This window comes from Klebsiella planticola (genome assembly GCF_000783935.2).
In the GTDB taxonomy this organism is placed as follows: domain Bacteria; phylum Pseudomonadota; class Gammaproteobacteria; order Enterobacterales; family Enterobacteriaceae; genus Klebsiella; species Klebsiella planticola.
The window spans coordinates 1,649,623-1,675,481 of sequence record NZ_CP026047.1; the positions used below are offsets into that span (position 1 = coordinate 1,649,623).

25 protein-coding genes are annotated in these 25,859 nt (G+C 58.2%); 13 read left to right on the top strand and 12 right to left on the bottom strand.

Annotated features, from left to right (window positions below):
- Window positions 1–3: 3 nt before the first annotated feature.
- From MC50_RS07985 to MC50_RS08010, 6 genes are all read left to right on the top strand, one after another.
- Window positions 4–1,368 carry an efflux transporter outer membrane subunit gene (locus tag MC50_RS07985; protein ID WP_032690221.1) on the top strand — a complete coding sequence of 455 codons (1,365 nt, stop codon included), beginning with the start codon at window positions 4–6 and terminating at the stop codon, window positions 1,366–1,368.
- A gap of 47 nt (window positions 1,369–1,415) precedes the next feature.
- Window positions 1,416–2,579 (top strand): multidrug effflux MFS transporter, encoded by a 1,164-nt coding sequence (locus MC50_RS07990; protein WP_032690220.1) that lies wholly within the window; start codon window positions 1,416–1,418, stop codon window positions 2,577–2,579.
- A 164-nt stretch (window positions 2,580–2,743) separates the two neighbouring features.
- Complete coding sequence (gene murQ, locus MC50_RS07995) at window positions 2,744–3,646, top strand: N-acetylmuramic acid 6-phosphate etherase (protein WP_032690219.1); 903 nt, start codon at window positions 2,744–2,746, stop codon at window positions 3,644–3,646.
- A gap of 24 nt (window positions 3,647–3,670) precedes the next feature.
- Complete coding sequence (gene murP, locus MC50_RS08000) at window positions 3,671–5,104, top strand: PTS N-acetylmuramic acid transporter subunit IIBC (RefSeq protein WP_032690218.1); 1,434 nt, start codon at window positions 3,671–3,673, stop codon at window positions 5,102–5,104.
- 121 nt (window positions 5,105–5,225) lie between these two features.
- The gene (locus MC50_RS08005; RefSeq protein WP_047663608.1) at window positions 5,226–6,128 is read left to right on the top strand and encodes an EamA family transporter; all 903 of its coding nucleotides are present in this window, start codon (window positions 5,226–5,228) and stop codon (window positions 6,126–6,128) included.
- 93 nt (window positions 6,129–6,221) lie between these two features.
- A complete protein-coding gene (locus tag MC50_RS08010) occupies window positions 6,222–6,512 on the top strand; it encodes a YicS family protein (protein WP_047663610.1) in 291 nt (96 codons plus the stop codon).
- Here MC50_RS08010 and MC50_RS08015 read toward each other — a convergent pair whose 3' ends face one another.
- From MC50_RS08015 to MC50_RS08030, 4 genes are read right to left on the bottom strand one after another with little or no spacing between them, the layout of a single operon-like run.
- On the bottom strand, window positions 6,513–7,379 hold the full coding sequence (locus tag MC50_RS08015) for an NAD(P)-dependent oxidoreductase (RefSeq protein WP_032698514.1): 867 nt from the start codon (window positions 7,377–7,379) through the stop codon (window positions 6,513–6,515).
- Entirely contained in the window at window positions 7,379–8,461 is a 1,083-nt protein-coding gene (locus MC50_RS08020; protein ID WP_032697037.1) for a 4-oxalomesaconate tautomerase, read from the bottom strand. Before MC50_RS08020 ends, MC50_RS08015 begins: the two co-directional genes overlap by 1 nt.
- 1 nt (window position 8,462) lies before the next feature.
- Entirely contained in the window at window positions 8,463–9,176 is a 714-nt protein-coding gene (locus MC50_RS08025) for a 4-carboxy-4-hydroxy-2-oxoadipate aldolase/oxaloacetate decarboxylase (RefSeq protein WP_032690213.1), read from the bottom strand.
- Window positions 9,173–9,913: a PIG-L deacetylase family protein gene (locus tag MC50_RS08030; RefSeq protein WP_032697040.1), complete on the bottom strand. Its 741-nt coding sequence runs from the start codon at window positions 9,911–9,913 to the stop codon at window positions 9,173–9,175. Before MC50_RS08030 ends, MC50_RS08025 begins: the two co-directional genes overlap by 4 nt.
- A gap of 127 nt (window positions 9,914–10,040) precedes the next feature.
- Between MC50_RS08030 and MC50_RS08035 the strand changes: the two genes are divergently transcribed.
- Window positions 10,041–11,261 carry a LysR family transcriptional regulator gene (locus tag MC50_RS08035; protein WP_032690211.1) on the top strand — a complete coding sequence of 407 codons (1,221 nt, stop codon included), beginning with the start codon at window positions 10,041–10,043 and terminating at the stop codon, window positions 11,259–11,261.
- On the opposite strand, the gene MC50_RS08040 is transcribed toward MC50_RS08035, so the two are convergent.
- The 3 genes from MC50_RS08040 to MC50_RS08050 all read right to left on the bottom strand — a co-directional run bounded on the left by MC50_RS08040 (window position 11,258) and on the right by MC50_RS08050 (window position 15,062).
- Window positions 11,258–12,520: a gallate dioxygenase gene (locus MC50_RS08040; protein ID WP_032697041.1), complete on the bottom strand. Its 1,263-nt coding sequence runs from the start codon at window positions 12,518–12,520 to the stop codon at window positions 11,258–11,260. The genes MC50_RS08035 and MC50_RS08040 overlap by 4 nt on opposite strands.
- A gap of 13 nt (window positions 12,521–12,533) precedes the next feature.
- Entirely contained in the window at window positions 12,534–13,904 is a 1,371-nt protein-coding gene (locus MC50_RS08045) for an MFS transporter (protein WP_032697042.1), read from the bottom strand.
- Window positions 13,905–14,120: 216 nt separating this feature from the next.
- The gene (locus tag MC50_RS08050) at window positions 14,121–15,062 is read right to left on the bottom strand and encodes a LacI family DNA-binding transcriptional regulator (RefSeq protein ID WP_015585487.1); all 942 of its coding nucleotides are present in this window, start codon (window positions 15,060–15,062) and stop codon (window positions 14,121–14,123) included.
- 294 nt (window positions 15,063–15,356) lie between these two features.
- Between MC50_RS08050 and MC50_RS08055 the strand changes: the two genes are divergently transcribed.
- From MC50_RS08055 to MC50_RS08070, 4 genes are all read left to right on the top strand, one after another.
- On the top strand, window positions 15,357–15,671 hold the full coding sequence (locus MC50_RS08055) for a PTS sugar transporter subunit IIB (RefSeq protein WP_032690208.1): 315 nt from the start codon (window positions 15,357–15,359) through the stop codon (window positions 15,669–15,671).
- A gap of 11 nt (window positions 15,672–15,682) precedes the next feature.
- The gene (locus MC50_RS08060) at window positions 15,683–17,008 is read left to right on the top strand and encodes a PTS sugar transporter subunit IIC (RefSeq protein ID WP_046853315.1); all 1,326 of its coding nucleotides are present in this window, start codon (window positions 15,683–15,685) and stop codon (window positions 17,006–17,008) included.
- A gap of 133 nt (window positions 17,009–17,141) precedes the next feature.
- Complete coding sequence (locus MC50_RS08065; protein WP_015585486.1) at window positions 17,142–17,444, top strand: PTS lactose/cellobiose transporter subunit IIA; 303 nt, start codon at window positions 17,142–17,144, stop codon at window positions 17,442–17,444.
- 102 nt (window positions 17,445–17,546) lie between these two features.
- Entirely contained in the window at window positions 17,547–18,926 is a 1,380-nt protein-coding gene (locus MC50_RS08070) for a carbohydrate porin (protein WP_047663613.1), read from the top strand.
- 89 nt (window positions 18,927–19,015) lie between these two features.
- Here MC50_RS08070 and phnV read toward each other — a convergent pair whose 3' ends face one another.
- From phnV to phnR, 5 genes are all read right to left on the bottom strand, one after another.
- Window positions 19,016–19,813, bottom strand: coding sequence for a 2-aminoethylphosphonate ABC transport system, membrane component PhnV (gene phnV / locus MC50_RS08075; RefSeq protein WP_032697045.1), 798 nt, complete (start codon window positions 19,811–19,813; stop codon window positions 19,016–19,018).
- A gap of 2 nt (window positions 19,814–19,815) precedes the next feature.
- Entirely contained in the window at window positions 19,816–20,676 is an 861-nt protein-coding gene (phnU, locus tag MC50_RS08080; protein ID WP_032690203.1) for a 2-aminoethylphosphonate ABC transporter permease subunit, read from the bottom strand.
- Window positions 20,676–21,788 (bottom strand): 2-aminoethylphosphonate ABC transport system ATP-binding subunit PhnT, encoded by a 1,113-nt coding sequence (gene phnT / locus MC50_RS08085; RefSeq protein ID WP_032690202.1) that lies wholly within the window; start codon window positions 21,786–21,788, stop codon window positions 20,676–20,678. Before phnT ends, phnU begins: the two co-directional genes overlap by 1 nt.
- A gap of 5 nt (window positions 21,789–21,793) precedes the next feature.
- Window positions 21,794–22,807 carry a 2-aminoethylphosphonate ABC transporter substrate-binding protein gene (gene phnS, locus MC50_RS08090; protein WP_032697047.1) on the bottom strand — a complete coding sequence of 338 codons (1,014 nt, stop codon included), beginning with the start codon at window positions 22,805–22,807 and terminating at the stop codon, window positions 21,794–21,796.
- A 248-nt stretch (window positions 22,808–23,055) separates the two neighbouring features.
- The gene (phnR, locus tag MC50_RS08095) at window positions 23,056–23,775 is read right to left on the bottom strand and encodes a phosphonate utilization transcriptional regulator PhnR (RefSeq protein WP_032690200.1); all 720 of its coding nucleotides are present in this window, start codon (window positions 23,773–23,775) and stop codon (window positions 23,056–23,058) included.
- 139 nt (window positions 23,776–23,914) lie between these two features.
- Between phnR and phnW the strand changes: the two genes are divergently transcribed.
- Together phnW and phnX are read left to right on the top strand one after the other, a co-directional pair.
- Entirely contained in the window at window positions 23,915–25,018 is a 1,104-nt protein-coding gene (gene phnW / locus MC50_RS08100) for a 2-aminoethylphosphonate--pyruvate transaminase (RefSeq protein WP_047663615.1), read from the top strand.
- Window positions 25,019–25,027: 9 nt separating this feature from the next.
- Window positions 25,028–25,837: a phosphonoacetaldehyde hydrolase gene (gene phnX, locus MC50_RS08105; protein WP_047663617.1), complete on the top strand. Its 810-nt coding sequence runs from the start codon at window positions 25,028–25,030 to the stop codon at window positions 25,835–25,837.
- Window positions 25,838–25,859 lie beyond the last annotated feature (22 nt).

Genomic DNA, 25,859 nt, shown 5'->3' on the forward strand with positions numbered 1-25,859 from the left:
GTTATGTTCCGTTTGACCCTGGTTTTTGTTGCGCTCCTGACCGCAGGCTGTGTTTCCCTCGATCCGGACTATAGCCGCCCGGCGGCGCCGGTTCCCGCGACGCTCCCTGGCGCTCACGGTGAAGCCACTGCGGTGGTCGGTAGCTGGCAGCAGGTTGTCAACGATGCGCGGCTGAAAAAAGTGGTCAGCATGGCGCTGACCAGCAACCGCGATCTGCAGAAAGCGATTGCCGACATTGAGGCCGCTCGGGCGCAGTATGGCGAAACCCGCGCATCGCTGTTCCCCACCGTTGACGCCGAACTGAGCCATACCCGCAGTAAAACTGTCGCCAGCGGCCTCACCTCATCCTCAGAGGCCGACGGCGCGGTCTCCAGCTTCGAGCTGGATCTGTTTGGTAAGAATCAGAGTTTATCGCGGGCGGCACGGGAGACCTGGCTTGCCAGCGAATACACCGCGCAGAATACGCGCCTGACGATGATTGCCGATCTGACCACCGCATGGGTCACGCTCGCGGCGGATAACAGCAATCTGGCGCTGGCCCAGCAGACCCTGGCCAGCGCAGAGAACTCACGCAAAATTGTTGCCCGCCAGATGGCGGTAGGCACCGCTTCCGCGGGCGACCTCAGCGATGCCGAAAGCGTTTACCAGCAGGCGCGTGCCAGCGTCGCCAGCTATCGCACCCAGGTGGCGCAGGACAAAAACGCGCTCAATTTACTGGCCGGTGAAACCGTGCCCGACAGCCTGCTGCCCGGTACCCTGGAAAGCCTCGGCGACCACAGCATTAGCCTGGTACCGGCCGGCGTATCCTCGTCGGTGCTGCTCCGCCGCCCGGATATCCAGGAAGCGGAGCATAACCTGAAGAGCGCCAATGCGGATATCGGCGCGGCGCGAGCCAATTTCTTCCCGACCATCTCCCTGACCGCCAGCGCTGGCGTGGGCAGCGATGCGCTATCTTCCCTGTTCAGTCACGGAATGCAGGTGTGGTCGTTCGCCCCGTCGATCAGCCTGCCGCTGTTTACCGGCGGCAGCAATCTGGCCCAGCTGCGCTACGCGGAAGCGGAGAAAAAGGGATTGATCGCCACCTACGAGAAGAGTATCCAGAGCGCCTTTAAAGACGTGGCCGATGCGCTGGCGCGCCGGGAAACGCTGAGCGAGCAGCTGGATGCCCAGCGCCAGTACGTCGCCGCCGAGCAGACGTCGCTGGATATTGCGTTGAGGCGTTATCAGACCGGCGTCGGCGATTATCTGTCGGTCCTGACCGCCCAGCGCACGCTGTGGTCGGCGCAGGCCACGCTGATATCGCTGCAACAAACCGATCTGGAAAACCGCATCACGCTCTGGCAGTCGCTGGGAGGCGGCGCCAGCTAAATCAATATCAACCGGGCGGCAACGCCCGGTATGCTAAAGGAGTTTTTATGCCGCGCATCTCCCTCTCCTGGGCGTTAATTCTCGGCCTGTTAACCGCCATCGGTCCGCTGTGCACCGATTTCTATCTGCCCGCGTTGCCGGATATTACCCGGCAGCTGAATGCCACCGGCACGCAGACCCAGTTCTCGCTAACCGCAGCGCTGATTGGTCTTGGTCTCGGCCAGCTGTTTTTTGGTCCGCTCAGCGACCGCATCGGGCGTAAAAAACCGCTGGTGCTCTCGCTGCTGCTGTTTATTTTCTCATCGGCGATGTGCGCCGCGACCGACGATATTCATCTGTTGATCGGCTGGCGTTTTCTGCAGGGCTTCGCCGGTGCGGGGGGGTCAGTGCTCTCCCGTTCGATTGCCCGCGATAAATATCAGGGCGCCCGACTGACCCAGTTTTTCGCCCTGTTGATGACCGTCAACGGCATCGCCCCGGTGGTGTCGCCGGTGATTGGCGGCTACATCATTACCGCGTTCGACTGGCGAATTTTGTTCTGGACGATGGCCGGGATCGGCGGCGTACTGCTGCTCCTGAGCCTGACGGTGCTACGCGAAACGCTGCCGGGTAAAGATCCGGCCACGACGCATCAGCAGAGCGACATCCCGGTGCTGAAAAACCGCCCCTTTATGCGCTACTGCCTGATTCAGGCTTTTATGATGGCCGGACTGTTCTCATACATCGGCTCGTCGTCGTTCGTGATTCAGAGCGAATACGGCATGACGGCCCTGCAGTTCAGCCTGCTGTTTGGCGTAAACGGCATTGGACTGATTATCGCCGCGCAGATCTTCTCCCGCCTCTCGCGCCGCTATAGCGCCGATACGCTGCTGCGCGGTGGCCTGAGCCTGGCGGTCCTGTGCGCAGTCATCACCCTGTTTCTCGCCTGGCAACATCTGCCGCTACCGGCGCTAATCGGCCTGTTCTTCACCGTGTCGTTCATGAGCGGTATCAGCACCGTTGCCGGCTCAAAAGCGATGAGCGAGGTCAGCAGTACGCAATCGGGTACCGCCTCGGCGCTGATGGGGACCCTGATGTTTGTCTGCGGCGGCATCGCGGCGCCGCTGGCCGGACTCGGCGGTGAAACGATGTTGAAAATGAGCCTCGCCATGACCATCAGCTATCTGATCGCCCTGTTCTTCGGCCTGCAAAAAAACCACTCGACCCGTTAAGCGCGAATGCAGTAATAAAATATTCCAATTTTGTTACTGCATCACTTCCCGACCTGCCTACAAATCTCTTATTATCCGTTGAGTATTAATCGTGATAACCTTCACATGATTGGAATAATTAATTCCTTAGAATCTGGCTTAACTGTGATTGAAGAGGTTTGTGTATGAGTATCGACCTGAGCGCGCTGCTGACCGAGCGCCGCAATGCCAATAGCGCCAATATAGACACCCTGTCCACCGTCGAGATGCTGACGGTTATTAACCAGGAAGACCAGCAGGTGCCCCACGCGATCGCCCCCTATTTACCGCAAATCGCTCAGGTCGTAGATAAAGTGGCCGCGGCGTTACAAGCCGGTGGACGCCTGATTTACATTGGCGCCGGGACCTCCGGGCGCCTGGGGATCCTGGATGCCAGCGAATGTCCGCCGACTTTCGGTACCCGTCCGGAGCAGGTGGTCGGGGTGATTGCCGGCGGCCATAAAGCCATTCTCAGCGCCGTGGAAAATGTGGAAGATAACAAAGCGCAGGGCGCCATGGACCTGCAAAATCTTAACTTCAGCAACCGCGATGTGCTGGTTGGCCTGGCCGCCAGCGGACGTACGCCGTACGTCATTGGCGCCATGGAGTATGCCCACAGCCAGAACGCCTTTGTGGCCATCGTCAGCTGCAACCCGCACGGTGAAATGGCCCGTCTGGCCGATGTGGCCATTACCCCGGTCGTGGGTCCGGAAGTGGTCACCGGGTCTACCCGTCTGAAAGCGGGAACCGCGCAAAAGCTGGTGCTGAACATGATCTCCACCGGTGCCATGATCCGTATTGGTAAGATTTACAGCAACCTGATGGTTGACGTTGAAGCGACCAACGCGAAGCTGATTGAGCGCCAGGTCTCGATCGTTATGGAAGCAACCGACTGCGATCGCGCCACCGCGCAGGCCGCGCTGGACGCCTGCGGTCGCCACTGTAAAACCGCCATTGTCATGGTGCTGGCGAATCTGAACGCTGCCGAAGCCCAGTCCCTGCTGGCGCAAAATAACGGTTTTATCCGCCAGGCGCTGAGCAACACCTAAGCGCCGACAACCCGGTAACGTGCAATGGCAAAAATAAATAAAGAGATGATAGCGCGGATCCTGACCCATGTTGGCGGGGCCGCAAACGTCGCCCAGGCGGGGAACTGTATGACCCGCCTGCGTTTAACCCTACGTGATGAGCAGCTCGCCGATAGCGCCGCCATCCGCCAGATTGAAGGGGTGATGGGGGTTATCGTCAGCGATGAGCAGTTTCAGGTGGTGCTCGGCCCCGGTAAAGCACAAACCGCAGCGGAAATGATGAACGGACTGCTGGAAGAGGCGCCGGCCGACGCGCCGTCTCTGGCGGAGGTGGCGGCAGAGAAAAAACAGGCGCTGAAAAGTAAGCAAACCAGCGGCGTGCAGAAGTTTCTCGCCAAATTCGCCACTATTTTTACCCCGCTGATTCCCGGTTTTATCGCCGTCGGTCTGCTGCTCGGCTTCGCGACGCTGGCAGAACAGATGTTTGTGCTGGAGAACGCCCATCCCAACGCCTCCCTGGTGGCGCTAATTGGCTACATGAAAGTCTTCAGCAAGGGGATGTTCACCTTCCTGAGTATCCTGATCGGCTATAACGCGCAGAAGGCGTTTGGCGGCTCCGGAGTCAACGGCGCCATTATCGCTTCGCTGTTTGTCCTCGGCTACAACCCCGAAGCCACCAGCGGGTTCTTCTCCGGGATCACCACCTTCTTCGGCCACGGCATTGACCCGCGCGGCAACATTATCGGCGTGCTGATTGCCTCGATTCTCGGTGCGTGGGTGGAAAAGCAGGTACGCCGCGTGATGCCGGCCAACCTCGATATGATCCTGACCTCGGCAGTCACCCTGCTGATTATGGGCGCGGTGACCTTTACGGTGATTATGCCCATCGGCGGCTGGTTGTTTACCGGGATGTCGTGGCTGTTCCTCCATCTCAACGGCAACCCGTTTGGCTCCGCGGTGCTCGCCGGTCTGTTCCTGCTGGCGGTGATGTTCGGCGTCCATCAGGGCTTCGTGCCGGTCTATTTTGCGCTGGTCGATGCGCAAGGATTTAACTCACTGTTCCCGATCCTGGCGATGGCGGGAGCCGGGCAGGTTGGTGCCGCGCTGGCGCTGTACTGGCGGGCGAAGCACGGCTCGATGCTGCGGACCCAGATTAAAGGGGCGATCATTCCCGGCTTTCTCGGTATCGGCGAACCGCTGATTTATGGCGTAACCCTGCCGCGCATGAAGCCGTTTATCACCGCCTGTATTGGCGGTGCCTGCGGCGGCTTTTTCCTCGGTCTGATCGCGTGGCTGGGCCTGCCGGTAGGGCTGAATACGGTCTTTGGCCCTTCTGGCCTCGTGGCGCTACCGCTAATGACCTCCGCGAGCGGGATCTACGCTGGCATGGCGGTTTACGCCGCAGGTCTGGCCGTTTCCTACCTCTGCGGCTTCGCCTTTACCTGGCTGTTCGGCAGTAAAAACGTCGATTTGAGCTAACGCCAAATCACCCCGGGGTCCCGGCCATCGCCACCACGCCGGGCCCCACCATTTCCTGCCCGCCTTCGCGCGTCAGCTCATGCTATGATGCGCCCTTTGCAATATTTCATTCGAGGAAAAGATGGGCTCCAGCAAAAAAGGGATGCTGAACGTACTGATAGCCGCGGTGCTATGGGGCAGTTCTGGCGTTTGCGCGCAGTACATTATGCAGCAAAGCCAGATGTCATCACCGTTTCTGACCATGACGCGTCTGCTGTTCGCTGGCCTGATTCTCCTGATGCTCGCTTTTGTGCACGGCGACAAAATTTTCCGCGTCCTGCAAAACCGCAAAGATGCCTTCAGCCTGCTGTTCTTCTCGCTGTTTGGCGCGCTGACCGTGCAGTACACCTTCCTGATGACCATCGAGAAATCGAACGCCGCGACCGCAACGGTGCTGCAGTTCCTGTCGCCGACCATTATCGTCGCCTGGTTTGCGCTGGCCCGCAAAACACGACCGGGGCCGCTGGTGCTGGCCGCCATCGGGACATCGCTGGCCGGTACGTTCCTGCTGGTCACCCACGGCAATCCCACCACGTTGTCCATTTCGCCGTCGGCGCTGCTCTGGGGGGTGGCGTCGGCCTTTGCCGCCGCGTTTTACACCACCTGGCCGTCAACGCTCATCGCCCGATACGGCACCCTGCCGATCGTCGGCTGGAGCATGCTGCTGGGCGGGGCAATGCTGCTGCCGTTCTACGGCGGTCAGGGCGCCCACTTTGTCGTCAATGGCCGTCTGCTGCTGGCGTTCTTCTATCTGGTGGTGATCGGCACTTCGCTGACCTTCAGCCTCTATTTAAACGGGGCACAGAAAATTGGCGGCGCGAAAGCGGGGATTCTCAGCTGCGCCGAACCGCTGAGCAGCGCGCTGCTGTCGCTCATGCTACTGGGCATCACCTTTACGCTACCGGACTGGCTCGGTACGCTGCTGATTCTGTCCTCTGTGGTGCTGATCGCCGTGGATTCCCGACGTCGGGTTCGGGTAGCATAGATCTGATTTTAAACAACTTAACTTCCTGATAATTTGCGTGTTTCGCATCCTGCGCATATAGTTGACTGAAGCTACTATTTGAGGAGAAGCACCATGAAAGCGTGTTGGGTATTGTGCCTGGTTACCACCCTCAGCGCGACGGCGGCCTGGGCCGAATCACCGCTGAAGAGCCTGCAGTTCGAGCAACAAAAGCAGCTGGTGTTAAAAGCGGTGAAGGAAAAATGTGCCCCGAAGCCCCCCCTGAGCGATACCGATTTTGCCAATAAAATCCTCACCTCTCAGGCAAACCAGGAGTATGTCCGGGAGGCCACGCTGGCGAAAGAGCGAAATAACCAGCAGGGTTATCAGGCAGCCATCGATAAAATCAGCTGCCCGGAAACGTAATCACTTTAGCTTCGCCGCCAACGCTTTCCAGTCGAACGGCACCAGCTGTGCATAGTTCAGGTCGCGTGCGGCCATGCTCTGCGGCAGCTGGCGTTGCGCCTGGGCCGTCGCCCGGCTCATCAGCCCTGCGCCCCCCGCATCACGCAGCGTTTTCACCACCTCTTCCATCTCCTCACTGCGGCGAATACCGTGTTCAGCCACCCGGCTAATCAGATATCCCGGCAACGCGTCGTTCCAGCCCAGCGACGGAAAACTGGCGTGCAGCGATGCCAGTACCTGCTCTTCCACCCCATATTCGCGGGCGGCGAACAGGCATTCGGTCGTCAACGCTTCCAGGCCTTTGATCATCACGCTCCGGCACATTTTAATGGCCGACACCTTGCCCACTTCATCCGCGCCGTAACGAGCGTTCAGCCCCAGGGCGCTTAAGCGTTCCGTGAGTGCGCGAGCCTGCGTGCCCCCGATCAGCAACGGCGTGCTCAGCCGCGCCGGCGGTACCGGCGCCATGACCGCCACATCGAGATAGGCCCCGGGCAAAAAGCGATTGGCCGCGATACGTTTAGTTTCAGGGGCCACCGAGTTCAAATCGAGGAAAAACTGGCCTTCGCGTACGTATTCGGCTGCTGCCAGCGCGACTTCCAGCGCCGAGCCGGCGGTCACGGTGGAGAAGATCAGCGCTGCCCCCTCCAGCGCCTGGGCAAGCGAGTCCGCAACCCGGACGCCAGCGAGATGCGCTTTTTCCCGCATCGCTGCGCGCTCTGCGCCCTGAAGCTTGTGGTCCCAGATGGTAACGTCATTTTCCCGTGCCAAATCACCCGCCAGAATCCCGCCCGCTTCGCCAAAACCAATAAATGTTATTGCCGTCATCATTGCTCCTTATGCGGCCAGACCCTGGCCGGAATACAGACTTCGCCGGAAAACAGCAGACGGGCGGTACGCAGCAGACCGCAGCCCGCCAGTTCACCCTGCGCGCCGCGCCGCAGGGCAACGCTGAACTCGCCGCTGGGGTGCTCAACGCTGATAAGCGGATTGTCGCCCACCCGCGCCAGCCCCTCGGCGACCGAACCGGGGATCAGACAGGCGCTGGCGACGCTGACTGCGCCAAATACGCCAATCGACGCATGGCAGCGGTGAGGGATAAAGGTCCGGCTGGAAATCGCGCCACCGTCGCGCGGCTCGGCGAGCAGGGTCATTTTCGGTACCGTACGCCGCGCAACATCGCCCAGATTCATTCGTGGGCCGGCCTGCAGGCGTATCGACTCCAGCCGCTGTTTCAGCTCGCTGTCGTTATCCAGCTGTTCACGGGTTTCATAGCCGCTTCGCCCAAGGTCGCGGGCACGTAACAAAATCACCGGCATACCGTTATCGATGCAGGTCACCTCGATGCCGTCGAAGCGATCAATGGCGTTGCCGGTTGGCAGCAGCGCGCCGCAGCTGGAACCTGCGACATCAAGAAAATTCAGTACGATTTGGCTGGCATACCCCGGCACCCCATCAATACGCGTCCCACCCGCATACTCCACACCGTCTTCATCGCAAGGCACCTCAGCGATAGCCGTCTGACCGGTGTTTTCCATAAATATTCGCACCTGGGTCAGCGGCGGCGCGTGGGCCACCAGGCCGCGTTCAATCGCGAACGGCCCGACGGCGGCGAGAATATTGCCGCAGTTCTGCCCGTAATCGACCACGGCGCTATCGACGTTAACCTGAGCAAACAGGTAATCGACGTCAGCGTCTGGTCGCGCGGAGCGGCGGATAATCGCCACTTTGCTGGTCAGCGGATCGGCGCCGCCGATGCCGTCAATCTGTCTGGCGTCCGGCGAGCCCATCGCCGCCAGCAGCACCGCATCGCGCTGCGCGGGGTCTGACGGCAGATCGTCCGCCAGGAAACAGGCGGCTTTCGAGGTGCCGCCGCGCATCAGCAGGCAGGGTATCTTGCGTTGCGCCATCTTAGCCCTCCACATCGTCCGCATTGTCGTAGTAACGCAGCCCCTTTTCCGCCAGACGCGGACGCATGGCGTAGATATCCAGTCCCAGCTCGCCGTCGCGCAGCCGATCGCGCTTCGCCATTTCATTAGCCATTCGGGTTTCCGCTTTGGCCAGCACCGCGCGGGCTTGTGCATGCGGTACGACCACGACGCCATCGTCATCCGCCACCACCACATCGCCGGGGGTAACCAGTTGCCCGGCGCAAACAACCGGGACGTTGACCGATCCCAACGTCTCTTTCACCGTCCCCTGGGCATAGACCTGGCGCGACCACACGGCAAAGCCCATTTCTCGCAGGGTATGCGAGTCGCGGATCCCGATATCGCCCACCAGGCCTATCACGCCCCGTGATTGCAGCGACGTTGCCAGCAGGTCACCGAAGAAGCCATCGCCGCAGGGCGAGGTCGGGGCCACGACCAGAATATCGCCCGCGCGACACTGCTCGACCGCCACGTGGAACATCCAGTTGTCGCCCGGCGTCACCAGCACCGTTACGGCGTTCCCCGCCCGGCTGACGCCTTGCTGAATCGGGCGAATGGCTGGAGCCATCAATCCCTGCCGATCGTGCGCTTCATGAATCGTTGCCACCCCAGCTGTTGCAAACTGCTGTAACGTCGCCGCGTCGTGGCGCGGCAGATTACGGACAACAATGCCTTTTTTATTCAACAGGTTCATGCCAGATTCTCCGTCACCCGAGGGAAGATGCTCTGATATGCTTCGCCGTGAACGATATCGCGGGCGGCGGTGATGCCGATATTGCGTTTCGCCTGCACGCCGCGCTGCAGCGCAACCCGGGTGTAGTACTCCCAGAGATGCTCCTGGCCCTGCATACACTGAATAGCCTGATATTTTTTCTCCCACACGCTGGTGATATCCAGCAAGACATCCGGCTGCCAGTGGCACTGTTCCGGCTGGTGCGGCTCAAAGCAGTAAACCGGCGGCGCGGCAACGATCTTTTCGCCGGGACGATAGCCTTCTGCCTGGGCAATGATCCGCGCTTCCTGGGCCAGATTAGAGGCCATCGGATGGTCGTAGTTGTAGGGGTCCTGCAGCGAGTGAGTCAGGACAAAGTGCGGCTGCACGCGACGATAAACATCGGCCAGACGGAACAGCGTCTCTTTATCGGCGCGCAGAGGATAATCGCCGATATCAAAGAACTCGACGCTGGCGCCGAGGATATCGGCGGCGGCCTGCGCCTCTTGCTGGCGGATCTGCTTCACCGTCTCTTCGGTCATGTTGCCTTTGCGCCACAATTTGGCCGATTCGCCACGCTCGCCGAACGACAGGCAGACAATATGGACCTGGTAGCCCTGGCTGGCGTGCAGGGCAATCGCCCCGCCAGCGCGCCAGACGAAATCGGCAGAGTGGGCGCTGACGACAAGGGCACTTTTTTCGCTATGCGGATGAGACATGATGGCTTCCTCTGTTGTTTTTTTCAGCTTGTCATGTCCCGGGGTCCGCGGGTAATTCCTTAACTTGCGAAGGCTATGATTTTTATTTATGTTGTAGGAAAGCTCACAACCTGGCGCCTGGTACAGAATGTTGAAGAGAAAATACGATAAGACGATAAATATCATGCAGCTACGCTTCTTCTGCCAGGTCGCTCAGCGCGGTAGCGTCTCGCGTGCCGCTGATGACTTATTTCGTACACAGTCGGCGATCACCCGGGCAATCCGCGATCTGGAAGCGGCGCTGAACGTGACGCTATTCGAGCGCCACTACAGCGGGATGGTGGCGACAGAGTACGGTAAATGTATTCTGCCGCGCGCCCTGCGCGCGATCGGTGATTTACAGGCGATTCCCGCCCTGTTGCACAAGCTGAAAGCCCGCGCCTCATCGGCGCTGCCGGACGCCGGCTGGCTGTTTAATACCCGGCGGCTGGAGATTTTTCTGCAGCTCTACCATGTCAACCACACGCAGACCGTCGCCACGCAGCTGGGTATCACCCAGCCGGCGGTCAGCGCGGCGCTGAAAATTCTGGAAAAAGGCGCCGATTCCGCGCTGTTTCGCCGGACACCGGAAGGCGTCCGCCCGACGCCGGCAGCAGACCTGCTGTACCCGCCCATCAGCCGGGCACTCAACGAGCTGGAGAATATCTGGAGCGATCTTGCCGCCCGTCGGGGGGTGCTTGAGGGTAGCGTGCGCATCGGCGCCCTGCCGCTCAGCCGTACCCGGCTGCTGCCTGCGGCGATTAGCGCCTTTCTGGCGCATCATCCGGGGATTATGGTGATGACCAACGAAAGTCCGTATGAGTCGTTGGTTTCCGACATGCGCGCGGGGCACATCGATTTTATTATCGGCGCGCTGCGTCAGGATGAAGAGCTGCCGGACCTGAGCTGCGAGGCGCTGTTTGAGGAAGATATGTTGATTCTTCTGCGCAACGAGCACCCGCTGCTTCGCCACCCCGACCCACTGAGTCAGCTAGCGGCCGCGCAATGGGTACTGCCACGCTCGAATGCTCCGGCACGACGCCTGCTGGAGCGGGCGTTTCTGACATTGGGATTACCTTTGCCGCAGCCAACCGTGGAGACAGGAGATGCGGCGATGGTGCGCGGCCTGCTACGCGACTCTGATATGCTGGCGGCAGTTTCCGCCAGCCAGATGTGTTTCGAAATCGACAATGGCCTGCTGACCGTCCTGCCGGTGCAGCTGCCGGATACCACCCGCCGCATCGGGCTAACCTTCCGCGCGGGCAGTTTGCCGTCGCCGGCGACCCAGGCACTGCTCAGCTTTATCCAGCGGCAGGTCGCGCAAGGTTAACGGGTTCCGGCCACCGAGTAAGTCACCTGCTGATTTCGCGTTTTCTGGAACTCTTCCAGCGTCTGTCCGCGCATGGCGGCGTAGATATGCAGGTTGGATACGCCCACCACCGCCCCCATTTTCTCCAGCAGGAAAAAGCTGGCGCCGTACTGAATCAGCCCACGCCAGTCGCGCTCGTCGAGCAGACGTTGCTCCTCTTCGCTGAGCCCCGCTTCGGCGTAAAGCGCCTGCGGTTGCTTGAGAAAACGCTCGCGCCAGGCGGGCTGGATCAACTGGTGGAGGAAACTGTTCAACCGCAGGCTATTCAGGCTCCGTTCATGGGTGAACGGATAGGTCCCCGGCAGCTTTTCCACGCCAGCCAGCTGCTGTGCCATGTGCTGACGATGGCGGCTAAGGGTATCCACCGGCGGAGTGCGGGCATTATTTTCCAGAATCAGGGTGGCGATGCCGGTCATTGACGGCAGGTAGTAGTCACGCCAGGTTTCAGTCACATTCGCCGACAGCGCGCCGCGCATGACCAGCCACATAATCACTTCAGACCCTTCCATCCCCCCAAGCGTGGCGTACTCGCCAAGCGTCATTTCAGCCAGCTTTTCCGGATCATTAACCAGCATATCAACGAACTGCGCGTCCCACTGCGGATTGTTGAAACCACAGCGCTCGCCATGAACCTGATGCGACAGGCCCCCGGTCGCGACGATCGCCACGTTGATATCTTGCGGGTAGCTTTCGATCGCCCGTCGCAGCGCCTGGCCAAGCTTGTAGCAGCGCCGGGCGCTGGGCACCGGGAATTGCAACACGCCGATTTGCAATGGGATCACCCGCGTCGGCCATCCCGTGTCCTGCTGCCACGGCAGCAGCGCCGAGAGCGGAGAGAACAGGCCGTGGTCGAGCTTTTTGTTCATAAAGAACGACATATCAAACTCGTCCGCCATCAGGCTCGCGCCAATATGCCTGGAGAGCGCCGCATCGCCTTTTACCGGCGGCAGATCGCGCGGGCCACCCCCTTCGTCTGCCACATCGTATTCGTTATCAATCCCGAGCGTAAACGTCGAGTAGTGGTCGAAGAAAAAGGCGGTCACATGGTCATTGAATATATAGACCAGCGCATCCGGTTTTTTCTCATCAAGCCAGCGCTGCAGCGGCTCAAAGCTCTGGAAAATAGGTGCCCATGCCGCGTCCTGCTGTTTGTGATGATCGACGGCAAAGCCGATGGTCGGGGTATGAGAAACGGCGATCCCGCCGAGTATTCTGGCCATAAGGTAACTCCACTTATCGGTTATGCAACGTTTGCGACAGCGCGTTCAGATCCGCCTCTGTTTGCCGAGGCTTAGGGTGGTTCATACGGTGCAGTAAAATCGCGATCCCCGCCAGGCAGGCCGGTAGCGCCAGCACCAAAAATATTGAAGAGTGGCCCGGTACGGCGAGCATAATCACGCCACCGAGGGTAGAGCTAAGTATCGCTCCGCTACGGCCAATACCGTGCATCCAGCTAACGCCGGTGGCGCGAATTTCGGTCTGATAGTAGGCCGGCGAGTAGGCCTGCAGGCCATTTTGCGCGCCGTTAATACACATGCCGCTGATAAAGATCAGCACCGCCAGCGCCGCCGAGCCGAAGTCCATCAGCCCCTGGGTTAACAGACACATACAGCCGAGGAAATAGGTCACCGCAATCACCGCTTTTGCCGAGCCGCGGTCCATCAGATAACCGACAAGGATCCCCCCCAGCGGGCCGCCCAGCTGGAACAGACCGGTGATAATCGCCGCCTGCTGCAGCGACAATCCACCAGAACGTAAAATCGTGGGCAGCCAGCCGTTGAGCAGATAAATCACAAACAGCCCCATAAAATAGGTCAGCCACAGGGCGAGCGTGCCGCGCGCATAGCCGTTGCGAAACAGCTGCGCCACCTTACTGCGCCGTGAGATTTGCGGCGCATTGAGCTGAAAGACGGTGCTGCTATCGAAGCTGCCGCCCAGACGGTTGAGGACCCGGGCAATATGCTCACCCGGTAAGCGACGCGCCACCATATTCATCGCCGACTCCGGCAGCATGACGACCATGAACGGCAGCACCACCAGCGGCAGTACGCCGCCGAATATCAGCGCCGAATGCCAGCTGTAATGCGACAGCAGACCCGCGGCGATAAAGCCGCCCAGCCCGGAGCCGACGTTAAAGCCGCTGTACATCAGGGTGATCATCAGCCCCTTACGACGTTCGGGCATATATTCCGCCACCAGCGTCACGCAGTTGGGCATCACCGCCCCCAGCCCCAGCCCGGTGAGAAAGCGCATCAGCGCCAGCTGTGACGGGCTCTGCGCCAGCGCGGCGGCAAGGCTGAAGAGAGCAAAAAAGGCCACCGACCACAGCAGAATACGCTTGCGACCGTAACGATCGGAAAGCGGGCCGGCAACCAGCGCGCCGAGGGCTACGCCAAACATGGCGGCCCCGAGGATCGGCCCCATTTCGGCCCGACTGATGCCCCAGTCTTCAATCAGAGCCGGGGCGATAAAACCCATCACCGCCGCATCGTAGCCATCAAGCATAATGATGACAAAACACAGCAGCAGGACGTTCCACTGAAAACGTGAGATCGGTCGGGCATCGATCCACGACTTCACGTCGACAACACGAGGGTGATTCATAGGGTGACTTCCTTAAGCAGGCGATACGAATGTTCTGGTTAATGATTTTTGGTATTGAACTTTCGTATTCAACTTAAGGTAGTCACCGGGCGCTGTCCGGTTCAAAAAACCGGCGGCAGCTATGAGTTCTGTTTATATTGTGAAGTGGGCAGCAAAAAGGTCGGTATAAAAAAACCCGCGGTGTTAAAGCCGCGGGTCGAGGTTCAGAAGGGGCGCTTAGCGCTTCGGAATAATTAAATCACCGCGCAACATGCTGCCGCCGAGCATCTGGGTTTTTTCCGTCAGCCAGCTGACGATGCGTGCCGCCATGGCGTCCATCGAATACTCAATTGCCGGGATGGTCGGAATACCGGGCAGCTGTAACGATCCGGCCAGGCTGAACACCATGACTTTTTCCGGCACCGCCCGGTTGAACGCCAGCAGCTGCGGCACAATATGCTGAGCCTGTTGCTCGTCGGCAACCAGTAACGCATTGAAATTCAAGGTGGTCGCATTGTTCACCAGTTCCTGCACCGCCACCGACGGCGATGTGCTGTCGAGGAATACCAGGTTGCGATTAAACGGCAGGAAATTTTTTTCCAGCGCATGTTTGTAGCCCAGCAAAACCTGGTCGGCAAAGCCGCTCCCTTCCGGATGAATTAACGCAATCTGTCGCCGCCCCTGGCTAATCAGGTAGTTACAGGCCGTTTCCGCCGCAAATGCGTGGTCAAACTGAATATTGTTCACCCCTTCGCTTTCCAGGCAGTCAATCAGCGCCACATCCGGCCGGTCGATATTTAATGGAAACCGCGCGCCGATAATCAACACATCATCACACAGGCCGCAGCTGAGCTCTTCAAGGGCGCTCATCACGCCGGCGCGCGTGTTGGCAAAGCGCAGCAGCAGATGCTTCTGATGCAGGCTCAGCTGTTTTTCCAGAGCATACAGATAGCTGGTCGTTTGATTAATATTGTCCTGAGCACAAATCACGCCGATACAGCCGGTGCTCTGGCTAAGCAGCGACTGGGCTATCATATTGGGTCGGTAATTGAGTTCTTCTGCCGCCTGCAGTACCGCCTGACGGCTGGCCTCTTTGACGCCGCGCGAACCGCTCAAAACCCGAGAGACGGTGGCTTTGGACACCCCTGCTAAACGTGATACATCATTGATTGTAGACATCATTATCCCCTGACAGGGCGCGTCCGATCCCTGTACATCCCCGGCCCTGAATCGCTTCAATTATAACCATCGCCAGTATATCCGTTTCCCTTTTCATTTGGAAACCGATTTTCCGTTTCATGGAAAAACATCGCCAAACCGGCTGAAATCTGTGAGCAGAATCCAATTAATTAGCGCTATAAGGAGAAGATCTTGACAGTCATCACAGTTCTGTTTTTTATGAATGGAAACCGGTTTCCGTCTGATATCAAATCATCCACGCAATAACTTTTTACATTTTGAGGATGAGTGTCGATGTACAAGATTATGCTGTGCTGCTCTGCCGGGATGTCCACAAGTTTGCTGGTCAGGAAGATGGTCGACGTGGCGAAAGAACGTAACCTGCCGGTGCAGATTGACGCCTACGGCGTTTCCGAATTTGACATGCAGTTTCCGCAGTACCAGGTGGTACTTCTTGGTCCGCAGGTGAAATACATGTTGAAAACATTGTCAGAAAAAGCCGCCTCCCTGAATATTCCGGTCCAGCCTATTAATGCCATGGACTACGGGATGCAACGGGGAGATAACGTCCTGGATTATGCGCTGTCGCTGATTAATCCGGCGCAATAAGAGGTGTGCAAATGAGCTCTCTGTATCAGTCCATGATTGCCGTGATCGAGCAATCTATTACTCCGCTGGCAGGACGCCTTGGGCAGCAGAAGTATGTTATCGCTATTCGCGATGGCTTCACTGCCGCATTGCCGTTTATGATCATCGGCTCTTTCATGCTGGTATTTATCTTTCCTCCCTTTTCACCGGATACCACCAATGGTTTTGCCCGCGGCTGGCTCGATTTCTCGCAGCAGTACCGCGAACAGCTGATGCTGCCGTTCAACCTCAGTATGGGGGTGATGACGTTCTTTATCTCCGTCGGTATTGGCGCCAGTCTGGGACGCCAGTTTCAACTCGACCCGGTGATGTCCGGCCTGCTGGCATTCATGGCCTTTTTACTGGTGGCGGCCCCTTATGCTGACGGTAAAATCTCGACGCAGTACCTGTCAGGTCAGGGGATCTTTACCGCGCTGATTACCGCCATTTACTCCACCCGCGTCTACGCGTGGCTGAAGCAGAACAACATTACCATTCGCCTGCCGAAAGAGGTGCCAACCGGCGTCGCCCGTTCGTTTGAAATCCTGATCCCGGTCCTGGTGGTGATTGGCACCTTGCATCCGCTAAACCTGTTTATCGAAGCCCAGACCGGCATGATCCTGCCGCAGGCGATTATGCACCTGCTGGAACCGCTGGTATCCGCTTCCGACTCCCTGCCCGCGATTCTGCTTTCCGTGCTGATGTGCCAGATTTTCTGGTTTGCCGGGATCCACGGCTCGCTGATTGTCACCGGAATTATGAACCCGTTCTGGATGGCAAACCTGTCGGCAAACCAGGCGGCTCTGGCAGCCGGTGCCGCCCTGCCGCACGTGTATCTGCAAGGTTTCTGGGACCACTATCTGCTGATTGGCGGCGTGGGTTCAACCTTACCGCTGGCCTTCCTGCTGCTGCGTAGCCGCGTGACGCACCTGCGTACCATCGGCAAAATGGGTATCGTGCCCAGTTTCTTTAATATTAATGAGCCGATCCTGTTTGGGGCGCCGATAATTATGAACCCGATGATGTTTATCCCGTTCGTTTTCGTCCCGATGATCAACGCTATCCTGGCCTATGGCGCAACCCGCCTCGGCTGGCTGACGCAGGTCGTGTCGCTGACGCCGTGGACGACCCCAGCACCGATAGGCGCCTCCTGGGCGGCTAACTGGACCTTAAGTCCGGTCATCATGTGCCTCATTTGCATGGTGATGTCAGCGGTTATCTACCTGCCGTTCCTGCGCGCCTATGAACGCTCTTTAATGAAAACTGAAGAAGAAAAAGCAAAAAATAGCGTACCGGTTGCCGAAACCGTCAGCCAGTAATCAGCGGCAATACCGCTGGCGGAATGTTTTCCGTAAAATTTAAATAATAAAATACCATCATCTCCGAATAATGCGAAAAAGGAATTTTCGCTATATTCTTTAAATAATAAAATTAATCATCTCAGGTAATATTATGATTGATCTAGAAGAAGCGGTAATGGAAATTATCGTGAATGCGGGACAGTCACGCTCATTATGTTTTGAAGCGTTACATGCCGCCCGTAGTGGAAATATTAATGAAGCCAAATTACTCCTGAATGAAGCCGACGGCTACGCCCGCCGCGCGCACCTGATGCAGACCCGGCTCATCGAGCAGGATGCCGGTGAGGCGCGCCAGCCAATGACGTTAATTATGGTGCATGCTCAGGATCATTTAATGAATTCACTGCTAGCGCGTGAATTTTCAGAAGAATTAATTCATTTATACCAGCGTTAATTTATATAAATATTTAACAACTGTACCCAAAATAAATAAACCAGCTTATCCTGGCGGGATGGCTATTATCTGAATATATGAATTATTAAAAGCGAGATAATTATGAAAACTGTAAAAATGCTGCCATTAGCAATGGCGGTCGTCGCCGCGCTGTGCCCAATTTCCGTACTCGCCCAAGATTTTACTCAGGAACAAATTGACGCCATTGTGGCGAAAGCCGTCGATAAGGCGCTGGCGGATCGTCAGGCTAAAATTGATGCCGCCGCCAATAAGAAAGTGGACGTCATTACCAACCCGCAAACCACCGCCGCTTCGCCGGATATGGCGATTCCGTTCGGCCTCAAGTTTAGCGGCTACGCCCGCTACGGCGCCCAGTTCCAGACGGGCGATCAGAAGTTCGTTGGCGTCGATGGCTCCTATAACGGCGCGTCGGCCATCGGCCGTCTGGGCAACGAAGGCAACGGCGGCGAGTTCCAGATTACCAAAGCCTTTAAGAGCAGCCAGGGCGCCATCTGGGACATCAACGTCATGTTCGATCACTGGAGCGACGAAGTTAACCTCAAGAAGGCCTACGTTGGCGTCACCAACGTGCTGGAATCGAATCCCGGCGCTTATATCTGGGCCGGTCGTGATTTCCACCAGCGTCCACAGCAGGGCATCAACGACTACTTCTGGATGAACCACGACGGCCAGGGCGCCGGGGTGAAAAACTTCGATATCGGCGGCGTGCAGTTTGATGTCGCGGCGGTTTCGCAGGTAGAGTCCTGTAGTCCGGAAGTCATGGCCGACGAAGCTAACCCATCGCGCATTACCTGTACCGGCGGCTCCGGCACCGGCGACGACGGTCACTATGCGCTGACCTCGAAAATTCACAATATGAAAGCGGGCCCGATCGACGTTGAGGTCTATGCCAACTACGGTTTTGATTCCAAAGCCGTGGATGACGATGCCCGACTTGACGCCTGGCAGGGCGGCCTGGTGCTGAGCCATACTAACGACAGCGGCGTCAATAAGGTGATTCTGCGCTACTCGGATAACTCGGATAACAGCGTCTATAACAAGACAGACGACCTGACGGCGATTTACGCCAGCTTCGAGGGGCTCCACAAGTTTACTCAGCAGGCGCAGGTGGAATACCTGCTGGCCTTCCACGATTACGATAACGGCAAAGATGATAGCGATAATCGTAAAAACTACGGGGCGATCGTGCGTCCGATGTACTTCTGGAATGACGTGCATTCGACCTGGCTGGAAGCGGGCTATCAACGCGTAGATTACGATCAGGGCGGAGATAACCACGGCTGGAAACTGACGTTGTCGCAGAATATCGCCATCGGGATGGGGCCGGAATTCCGTCCGATGCTGCGTTTCTACGTCACCGGTGGCCAGGTAGATAATAAACGTACCGCGAAGGTGAACGGCACCAAAGACAGCCAGCTGGATTCGCTGAACGTCGGCGGTATGTTTGAGGCGTGGTTCTGATGCCATAGCTTTCCCCGGAGGCAGCGCGTGACGCGCCAGTCCGGTTAACAAAGTGTCCCCCCGGTAAGCGTCACGCTACCGGGGAAATCTTATCTCTGACTCAATCGGCGGGCGATGCGCTCAAGCTTGATCATCAGCAGCAGCGTCACCCCCGCCAGCACGATGGTCAGCGCCGAGCCATCGGCAATATTGCCGCGGTCGGTAAGACTGAAGATGGTGACCGGCAGCGTCGTCCAGCCCGGCGGATAAATCATCACCGTGGCCCCCAGCTCCCCCATCGACAGCGACAGACTTAGCGCCAGCGCGGAGATCATCCACGGCGTCATCAGCGGTAAGGTGACATAACGCAGACGATACCACGGCGAGGCGCCAAGGCTGGAGGCGACGTTTTCAATATCCGGCGAAATACGCGCCAGCCCGGTGGAGACGTTGCTGAAGGTAAATGCCGAAATCAGCACGAAGTGCGCCGCCAGTACAATCCAGAAGGTGCCATTCATTCGCAGCGGCCCCTGGCTGAAAGCCACCAGAATCCCTAGCCCCACTGAAACGGAAGGAATCGCACTGGGCAGATAGAACGCCAGCCCGAGATATTTTTGCAGCCGGGCGCTGAACTGACGCAGAGACAGCGCCGCCCACATGCCGCATAACAGGGCGAACAGACTGGCGCAAAAGCCCACCACCAGGCTTGAGAACAGCGAATCCCAGGCCGCGCCGCGAAACGCATTCACGAAGTGTCCGAAGGTAAACCCCGACGGCAGCAGACCGTTCCACTGCTGGCTGAGGCTGGACATCAAAATCACCGCCAGCGGCAGGAAGAAGAACGCGGCAAATAACACTACCGCCAGGGTTCCCGCCGCCGCGCGGCCTTTATGCGACCAAATTAACATCGTTAGCTCCTCACGCCGGTACGCGCAGCCGCCAGCCGGTAGAGCATAAACAGCCCCAGCGACAGCAGAATATTAATCAGCGCAATCATGCAGGCCACGCTGTAATCGGACTCCAGAATGGCCTTGCTGTAGACCATCATCGGCAGGGTATTTACCCCTTTCGCGCCGATAAACAGTACGATGCCGAACTCATTCGTCGTTAACAGCAGACACAGACTGCCCCCCGCCATCAGCGCCGGCAGCGCCGCCGGGAAGATAACCTGAGCAATCACCCGCAGCGGATGAGCCCCGAGAATGCTCGCCGCCTCCAGCTGGCTTTTATCAATCTGCCGCAGTCCGGCCATCAGCGGACGCATGACCAGCGGCGTAAATACGGTAATTTCCGCCAGAATCACGCCCTGAATCGAATAGAGAAAATCCACCGGCGGCAGCGCAAAATCGAACAGCGACATCAGCGTGCCGTTCAGCAGGCCAGCCGAGCCATAAATAAAGGTGAAGGCGAGGGTGATAAGAAAGGTCGGCAGGGCGATAAAAGTATCAATCACCCGGCTAATCAGCTGGCTACCAGGGAACGGGATAAATACCAGAATCACCGCCATCAGGCTGCCCAGCACCAGACAGCCAAGCGTAGCAAAAACCGCAATTTGCAAAGTATTTAGCAAGGCGCCGATAAAGCGGCGGGACTCCATTACCTGCCAGAACGTCCCGAGGCTCAAATGGCCGCTGGTATCGCGCAACGCCTGTTCGGCGATCAGCAGCAGCGGGTAGAAAAACAGAGTCGCCAGCACCAACAGCGGCAACAGGAGCCACAGGAAGGGACGCAGGTTCGGCAGCGGGCGCGACAGCGTTAACGTCTGCGACATCATGACACCTCAATCAGGACCGCGTCGTCCGGTTCAAAGTAGAGCGCCAGCTTATCGCCCGCGCGCGGCAGCGGATTAACATGCGTCATGACAATACGCACCGATTCGCCGGCCACGTCGCACAGTAGATGGGTCAGATCCCCCTGCCAGTGCACTGACGTCAGCGTGGCATGAAGCCGGTTGCTGGCCGCCGAGCGCGGCGCCAGACTCATATGTTGTGGGCGAATGCACAGCAGCTTGTTATTACCATGCTGTCCGCCCTGGCTGAAAGCCTGGAGTAACCCGCCGCCGCAACTGACGCTGACCAGCCCTGGGCCCGCGCTATCGGTCAGCGCCGTGGCCTGCAGAATATTGGCGCGGCCGAGGAATTCGGCACTGAAGCGGTTAGGCGGATAATGGTAAAGCCGATGCGTTTCTCCATGCGCAATCATTGACCCGTCTTTCATAATGCCAATCTTGTCCGCCAGGGTCAGGGCTTCGGTCTGATCGTGGGTGACGTAGAGAATGGTCAGCTCCGGTAGCTCACGGTGAAGACGGGCAATCTCCTCCACCATGTTATGACGTATTTGCGCATCCAGCGCCGAGAGCGGCTCGTCGAGCAGCAGCACCCGCGGACGCACGGCAATCGCCCGGGCGATGGCGACGCGCTGCTGCTGGCCGCCGGAAAGCTGGTGCGGATAGCGCGTGGCGTAGTCCGCCATCCCGACAATCTTCAGCGCCTCTTGCACTCTGTCGGCAATCAGCGCTTTCGGCTGCTTTTGCGCGCGCAGGCCAAAAGCGACGTTATCTTCCACCTTCATATGCGGGAACAGCGCATAGTTTTGCACCACCATGGCAAGACCGCGCTTGTACGGCGGCAGCCCGGTCACCTCCGTATCACCAATCAAAATGCGTCCACCCGCCGGCTGTACAAACCCGGCAATGGCCCGCAGTACCGTGGTTTTCCCGGACCCAGAGGGGCCAATCAGCGCCAGCACTTCGCCTGGCTCAATGGTCAGCGACAGCGGTTTCAGTACCACGTTGCCGTGGTACGAAACGCGCAGAGAATCGAGGGTTATCCCCGAAGTCCCCGTCATTGACGGGGAGTGGGCAGCAGTCGTTTTCATCAACATCAGGCTTACTCGCTGTCGGTCACTTTATGCCAGCGGGCAATATCCGCCGATAGCGATACGGCCACATCGTCCCAGTTCGGTTGCCAGCTTTTCACGCCGTCGAGCGCCGCTTTTGCCGCCCGATAGTTACTGTCGGTTGGCGTCACATCGCTACGTACCGGCAGGCCCCAGGAGAGCGCGCTGACGCTGCTTTGCGCCTGCTTATCAAGCAGGAAGTTAATCAGCTTTTTACCGTTTTCACTCTGCGGCCCGTTCTGGACCAGACCCACGGTATACGGCAGGGCCAGCGCGCTGCGCTCGCCCTTATCGTCCGCCGGCCAGAAGATTTTCACATTCGGGTTTCGCGCAATTTGCGACAGGTTCATCTGCAGATCGCCGTTCGCCACCAACAGTTCACCTTTATTCACCAACGCAGTCAGCTTGCCGGTAGAGGCGGACGGGCCGACGTTATTGGCCTGCAGTTTCCCGAGATAGGCAAACCCGGCATCTTTGCCACCGAGGCTGTGAAAGGCTTGTAGCATTACCGCAGTACCGTCACCGGCCTGGCCCGGCGTCGAGTACTGCAGCTTGTTTTTGTAGCGACTGTCCAGCAGTTCCTGCCAGCTGGCCGGGGCGGTTTTCAGCAGTTGGCTGTTGTAGATAAAAGTCAGGTAGTTGTTCACCAGCGGCGAGTAACGGGCATTGGCGCCGGGAATTTGTTCGCTGCCCTGCGGGGTAAATTCAGCCAACAGATTTTCTTTGCTGGCACGCTGGATAAACGGCGGAACGGTTACCAGCACGTCGGCCTGCGGGTTGGTACGCTCCTTCGCCAGCCGCTCAACGATTGCGCCAGAGCCGCCTTCCACATACTGCACTTTGATGCCCGTCGCTTTGGTAAAGGCGTCGAACTGGTTCTGATACCAGCTGTTATCGCCGTCATGCAGGCCATCAGCGGAATAAACGGTGACCACCCCATCGGCCCAAACCGGGGAACTGGTCAGCGCGAAAACGGACAGCAGAGCAAGTCGGGAAAGTTTCATCGTGTAAGCCTCATCGGATGGTGATTTTAAATGGTCTATACCAGATTGATTGTCACGCTACCGGGGATTTATGACAAAACGATGAATGAACGGTGTCGAAAGGATGAAAAGCGCAAGGGGGTAGTCAGGGTAAAAGTCGTGCAGGAATTTCCCCTGGAGGCGGCGCCATACGCGCTTTGTCAGGGTGACAAGAGGGTGCTGAACGGGGCCCCGGTCAGCATAATGCCCACCTCACAGGGCCAACAAAATCAGTGGGTATCGACTTCGATGCGCAGGCTATCGTGGCGCCAGTACTCAATATCGTAATCCAGGATACGCCCATGCTGATCGTAATTCAGACGGCGCAGCAGCAGGGCCGGACGCCCTTCCATCACCCCCAGCGCCTCCGCCGCCTGCGGTGGCATGGAGGTTGGATAGAACGACAAATGCATACTGGTATATATCAGGTCGTAATGGGCCTGATAAATCTCGGTCAGGCTGCCGTTCAGATCGTGGCGCAGCAGCTCCGGCACCCGCGCCGGCAGGCAGTGGTTTTCGCTGTAGCAAATAGCCCGTCCGTCGGCATAGCGCAGGCGCGTCAGGAGATAAACCTGATCGAACGGCTGCAGCGCCAGCGGCGCCATCACATCAAGCGGCACCGCGGCCAACCGACCGTTTAGCAAAACCGTTTTCGGCTCCCGCCCCTGCTCCAGGCACAGCTTATGGAAGTTGGTATTTTGTGTCGGGTCCAGCCACAGACGCTCCGGGGTCACAAACCAACCGCGGCGATCCGCACGATAAATCACGCCGCTGGCTTCCAGCTGCGCCAGGCTCTCGCGCACCGTAATTCGCGTGGTATTGAAAATAGTGCACAGCTCGCGTTCTGACGGCAGTTTATCGCCGCTTTTTAACGCCCCGTTTTCGATACGAGCCTGCAGTTGCGCCTTTATCAGCAGGTATTGCGGCGTTTCGCCAGAGGGTGATTTCATGTTGACTCGCAAGCAGATTTGATAGCGCCATTATACCCATGGAGATGAATTTTTTGTTGCAGCACGATCTTTTCTTTGACCTTTGGCGTCCCTTATCAGCATCATAAAGCCAATCTGGTATAGACCAATGGTGAGATAAATGACTTCACGCAACTACCTGCTGCTGACCCCTGGCCCGCTGACCACCTCCCGTACGGTAAAAGAGGCCATGCTGTTCGATAGCTGTACCTGGGATGATGATTACAATCTCGGCGTCGTACAAACCATTCGCCAGCAGCTGGTACAGCTGGCAACCCCGGCCGAAGGCTACACCTCGGTTCTGCTGCAGGGTAGCGGCAGTTACGCGGTCGAAGCGGTACTCGGTAGCGCAATCGGTCCGCAGAGCAAAGTGCTGATTATCAGCAACGGGGCCTACGGGGCGCGGATGATTGAAATGGCAGAAATGATGGGCGTTGCCTGTCACCCGTATGACTGCGGGGAAGTCGCCCGTCCAGACGTCGCAGCGATCGAACAGATCCTGCAGACGGACCCGGCGATCACTCATATTGCCATGGTCCATAGCGAAACCACCACCGGGATGCTTAACCCCATCGAAGAGGTAGCGGTACTGGCGCAGCGCTATGGTAAACGCTACATCGTTGATGCAATGAGCAGCTTCGGTGGTATTCCGATGGATATCGCCGCGCTGAATATCGATTACCTGATTAGCTCCGCCAATAAATGCATTCAGGGTGTACCGGGTTTCGCCTTTGTGATTGCCCGCGTGAGCGAACTGCAAACCTGTAAAGGCCGCTCGCGATCGCTGTCTCTGGATCTGTATGCCCAGTGGCGATGCATGGAAGATAACCATGGAAAATGGCGCTTTACCTCCCCCACCCACACCGTGCTGGCTTTTGCCCAGGCGCTGAAAGAGCTGGCCGAAGAGGGCGGTGTAGTCGCACGCCACCAGCGCTATAGCGCCAACCAGCGCCGTCTGGTCGCCGGGATGCGTGCGCTGGGCTTCCAGCCGCTGCTGGACGATAGCCTGCATTCACCGATCATTACCGCGTTTTACTCTCCGGACGCGCCGCAGTACCACTTCAAGGCGTTCTACCAGAAGCTGAAAGAGCAGGGCTTTGTTATCTATCCGGGCAAAGTCTCGCAGAGCGACTGTTTCCGTATTGGCAATATTGGCGAGGTTTATGACGCCGACATTACCGCCCTGCTGACCGCTATCGACAACGCCATGTACTGGACTCACTGAGGAACCGCCATGAACCGTATTACCGCACTGATCCTTGACTGGGCTGGCACCACCGTGGATTTCGGCTCATTTGCGCCAACGCAAATTTTCGTCGAGGCCTTTCATCAGGCATTTGATGTCGATATCACCCTGGCTGAAGCCCGTGTCCCGATGGGGCTTGGCAAGTGGCAGCATATTGAAGCGCTGGGTAAATTACCCTCCGTGGACGCGCGCTGGCAGGCAAAATTCGGCCGGGCGATGAGCGCTGCCGATATTGACGCGATTTACGCCGCTTTTATGCCGCTGCAAATTGCCAAAGTTGTCGACTTTTCTGCACCGATTGCCGGTGTTGTCGACACAATTTCCGCATTTCGCGCCGAAGGACTGAAGATTGGTTCCTGTTCGGGATACCCGCGCCCGGTAATGGAGAAGCTGGTGCCCGCCGCCACCGCCCTTGGCTATGCGCCGGACTACTGGGTCGCCACCGACGACCTCGCGGCCGGCGGCCGTCCAGGCCCGTGGATGGCGCTGCAAAACGTCGTTGTTCTGGGCATTGATGCCGTCGCTCACTGTGTGAAGGTGGACGATGCCGCCCCCGGGATCACCGAAGGGCTCAACGCCGGCATGTGGAGCGTCGGCCTGGCGGTTTCCGGCAACGAGTTTGGCGCCACCTGGGAAGAATATCAGGCCATGACGACGGAAGAGATAGCCACCCGCCGCGAGATTGCAGCAAGCAAGCTGTATGCCGCAGGGGCGCATTATGTGGTTGATACGCTGGCGGACCTGCCGGGAGTGATTGCCGAGATTAACGCCCGCCTGGCAAAAGGCGAACGCCCATAGATTTCACTGCCTTTTCCCGGGC

What these genes read in the sequence shown, in the direction of transcription:
- MC50_RS08010 (WP_047663610.1), top strand. Translation starts at nt 6,222, where the DNA reads ATGAAAGCGTGTTGGGTATTGTGCCTGGTTACCACCCTCAGCGCGACG.
- phnS (WP_032697047.1), bottom strand. Translation starts at nt 22,807, where the DNA reads ATGAAACTTTCCCGACTTGCTCTGCTGTCCGTTTTCGCGCTGACCAGT.
- MC50_RS07990 (WP_032690220.1), top strand. Translation starts at nt 1,416, where the DNA reads ATGCCGCGCATCTCCCTCTCCTGGGCGTTAATTCTCGGCCTGTTAACC.
- phnV (WP_032697045.1), bottom strand. Translation starts at nt 19,813, where the DNA reads ATGTTAATTTGGTCGCATAAAGGCCGCGCGGCGGCGGGAACCCTGGCG.
- phnW (WP_047663615.1), top strand. Translation starts at nt 23,915, where the DNA reads ATGACTTCACGCAACTACCTGCTGCTGACCCCTGGCCCGCTGACCACC.
- MC50_RS08050 (WP_015585487.1), bottom strand. Translation starts at nt 15,062, where the DNA reads ATGTCTACAATCAATGATGTATCACGTTTAGCAGGGGTGTCCAAAGCC.
- MC50_RS08005 (WP_047663608.1), top strand. Translation starts at nt 5,226, where the DNA reads ATGGGCTCCAGCAAAAAAGGGATGCTGAACGTACTGATAGCCGCGGTG.
- MC50_RS08065 (WP_015585486.1), top strand. Translation starts at nt 17,142, where the DNA reads ATGATTGATCTAGAAGAAGCGGTAATGGAAATTATCGTGAATGCGGGA.
- MC50_RS08045 (WP_032697042.1), bottom strand. Translation starts at nt 13,904, where the DNA reads ATGAATCACCCTCGTGTTGTCGACGTGAAGTCGTGGATCGATGCCCGA.
- MC50_RS08055 (WP_032690208.1), top strand. Translation starts at nt 15,357, where the DNA reads ATGTACAAGATTATGCTGTGCTGCTCTGCCGGGATGTCCACAAGTTTG.
- MC50_RS08035 (WP_032690211.1), top strand. Translation starts at nt 10,041, where the DNA reads ATGTTGAAGAGAAAATACGATAAGACGATAAATATCATGCAGCTACGC.
- phnX (WP_047663617.1), top strand. Translation starts at nt 25,028, where the DNA reads ATGAACCGTATTACCGCACTGATCCTTGACTGGGCTGGCACCACCGTG.
- murQ (WP_032690219.1), top strand. Translation starts at nt 2,744, where the DNA reads ATGAGTATCGACCTGAGCGCGCTGCTGACCGAGCGCCGCAATGCCAAT.
- MC50_RS08020 (WP_032697037.1), bottom strand. Translation starts at nt 8,461, where the DNA reads ATGGCGCAACGCAAGATACCCTGCCTGCTGATGCGCGGCGGCACCTCG.
- phnR (WP_032690200.1), bottom strand. Translation starts at nt 23,775, where the DNA reads ATGAAATCACCCTCTGGCGAAACGCCGCAATACCTGCTGATAAAGGCG.
- MC50_RS08040 (WP_032697041.1), bottom strand. Translation starts at nt 12,520, where the DNA reads ATGGCCAGAATACTCGGCGGGATCGCCGTTTCTCATACCCCGACCATC.
- phnU (WP_032690203.1), bottom strand. Translation starts at nt 20,676, where the DNA reads ATGTCGCAGACGTTAACGCTGTCGCGCCCGCTGCCGAACCTGCGTCCC.
- phnT (WP_032690202.1), bottom strand. Translation starts at nt 21,788, where the DNA reads ATGTTGATGAAAACGACTGCTGCCCACTCCCCGTCAATGACGGGGACT.
- MC50_RS07985 (WP_032690221.1), top strand. Translation starts at nt 4, where the DNA reads ATGTTCCGTTTGACCCTGGTTTTTGTTGCGCTCCTGACCGCAGGCTGT.
- MC50_RS08060 (WP_046853315.1), top strand. Translation starts at nt 15,683, where the DNA reads ATGAGCTCTCTGTATCAGTCCATGATTGCCGTGATCGAGCAATCTATT.
- MC50_RS08025 (WP_032690213.1), bottom strand. Translation starts at nt 9,176, where the DNA reads ATGAACCTGTTGAATAAAAAAGGCATTGTTGTCCGTAATCTGCCGCGC.
- MC50_RS08015 (WP_032698514.1), bottom strand. Translation starts at nt 7,379, where the DNA reads ATGACGGCAATAACATTTATTGGTTTTGGCGAAGCGGGCGGGATTCTG.
- MC50_RS08030 (WP_032697040.1), bottom strand. Translation starts at nt 9,913, where the DNA reads ATGTCTCATCCGCATAGCGAAAAAAGTGCCCTTGTCGTCAGCGCCCAC.
- MC50_RS08070 (WP_047663613.1), top strand. Translation starts at nt 17,547, where the DNA reads ATGAAAACTGTAAAAATGCTGCCATTAGCAATGGCGGTCGTCGCCGCG.
- murP (WP_032690218.1), top strand. Translation starts at nt 3,671, where the DNA reads ATGGCAAAAATAAATAAAGAGATGATAGCGCGGATCCTGACCCATGTT.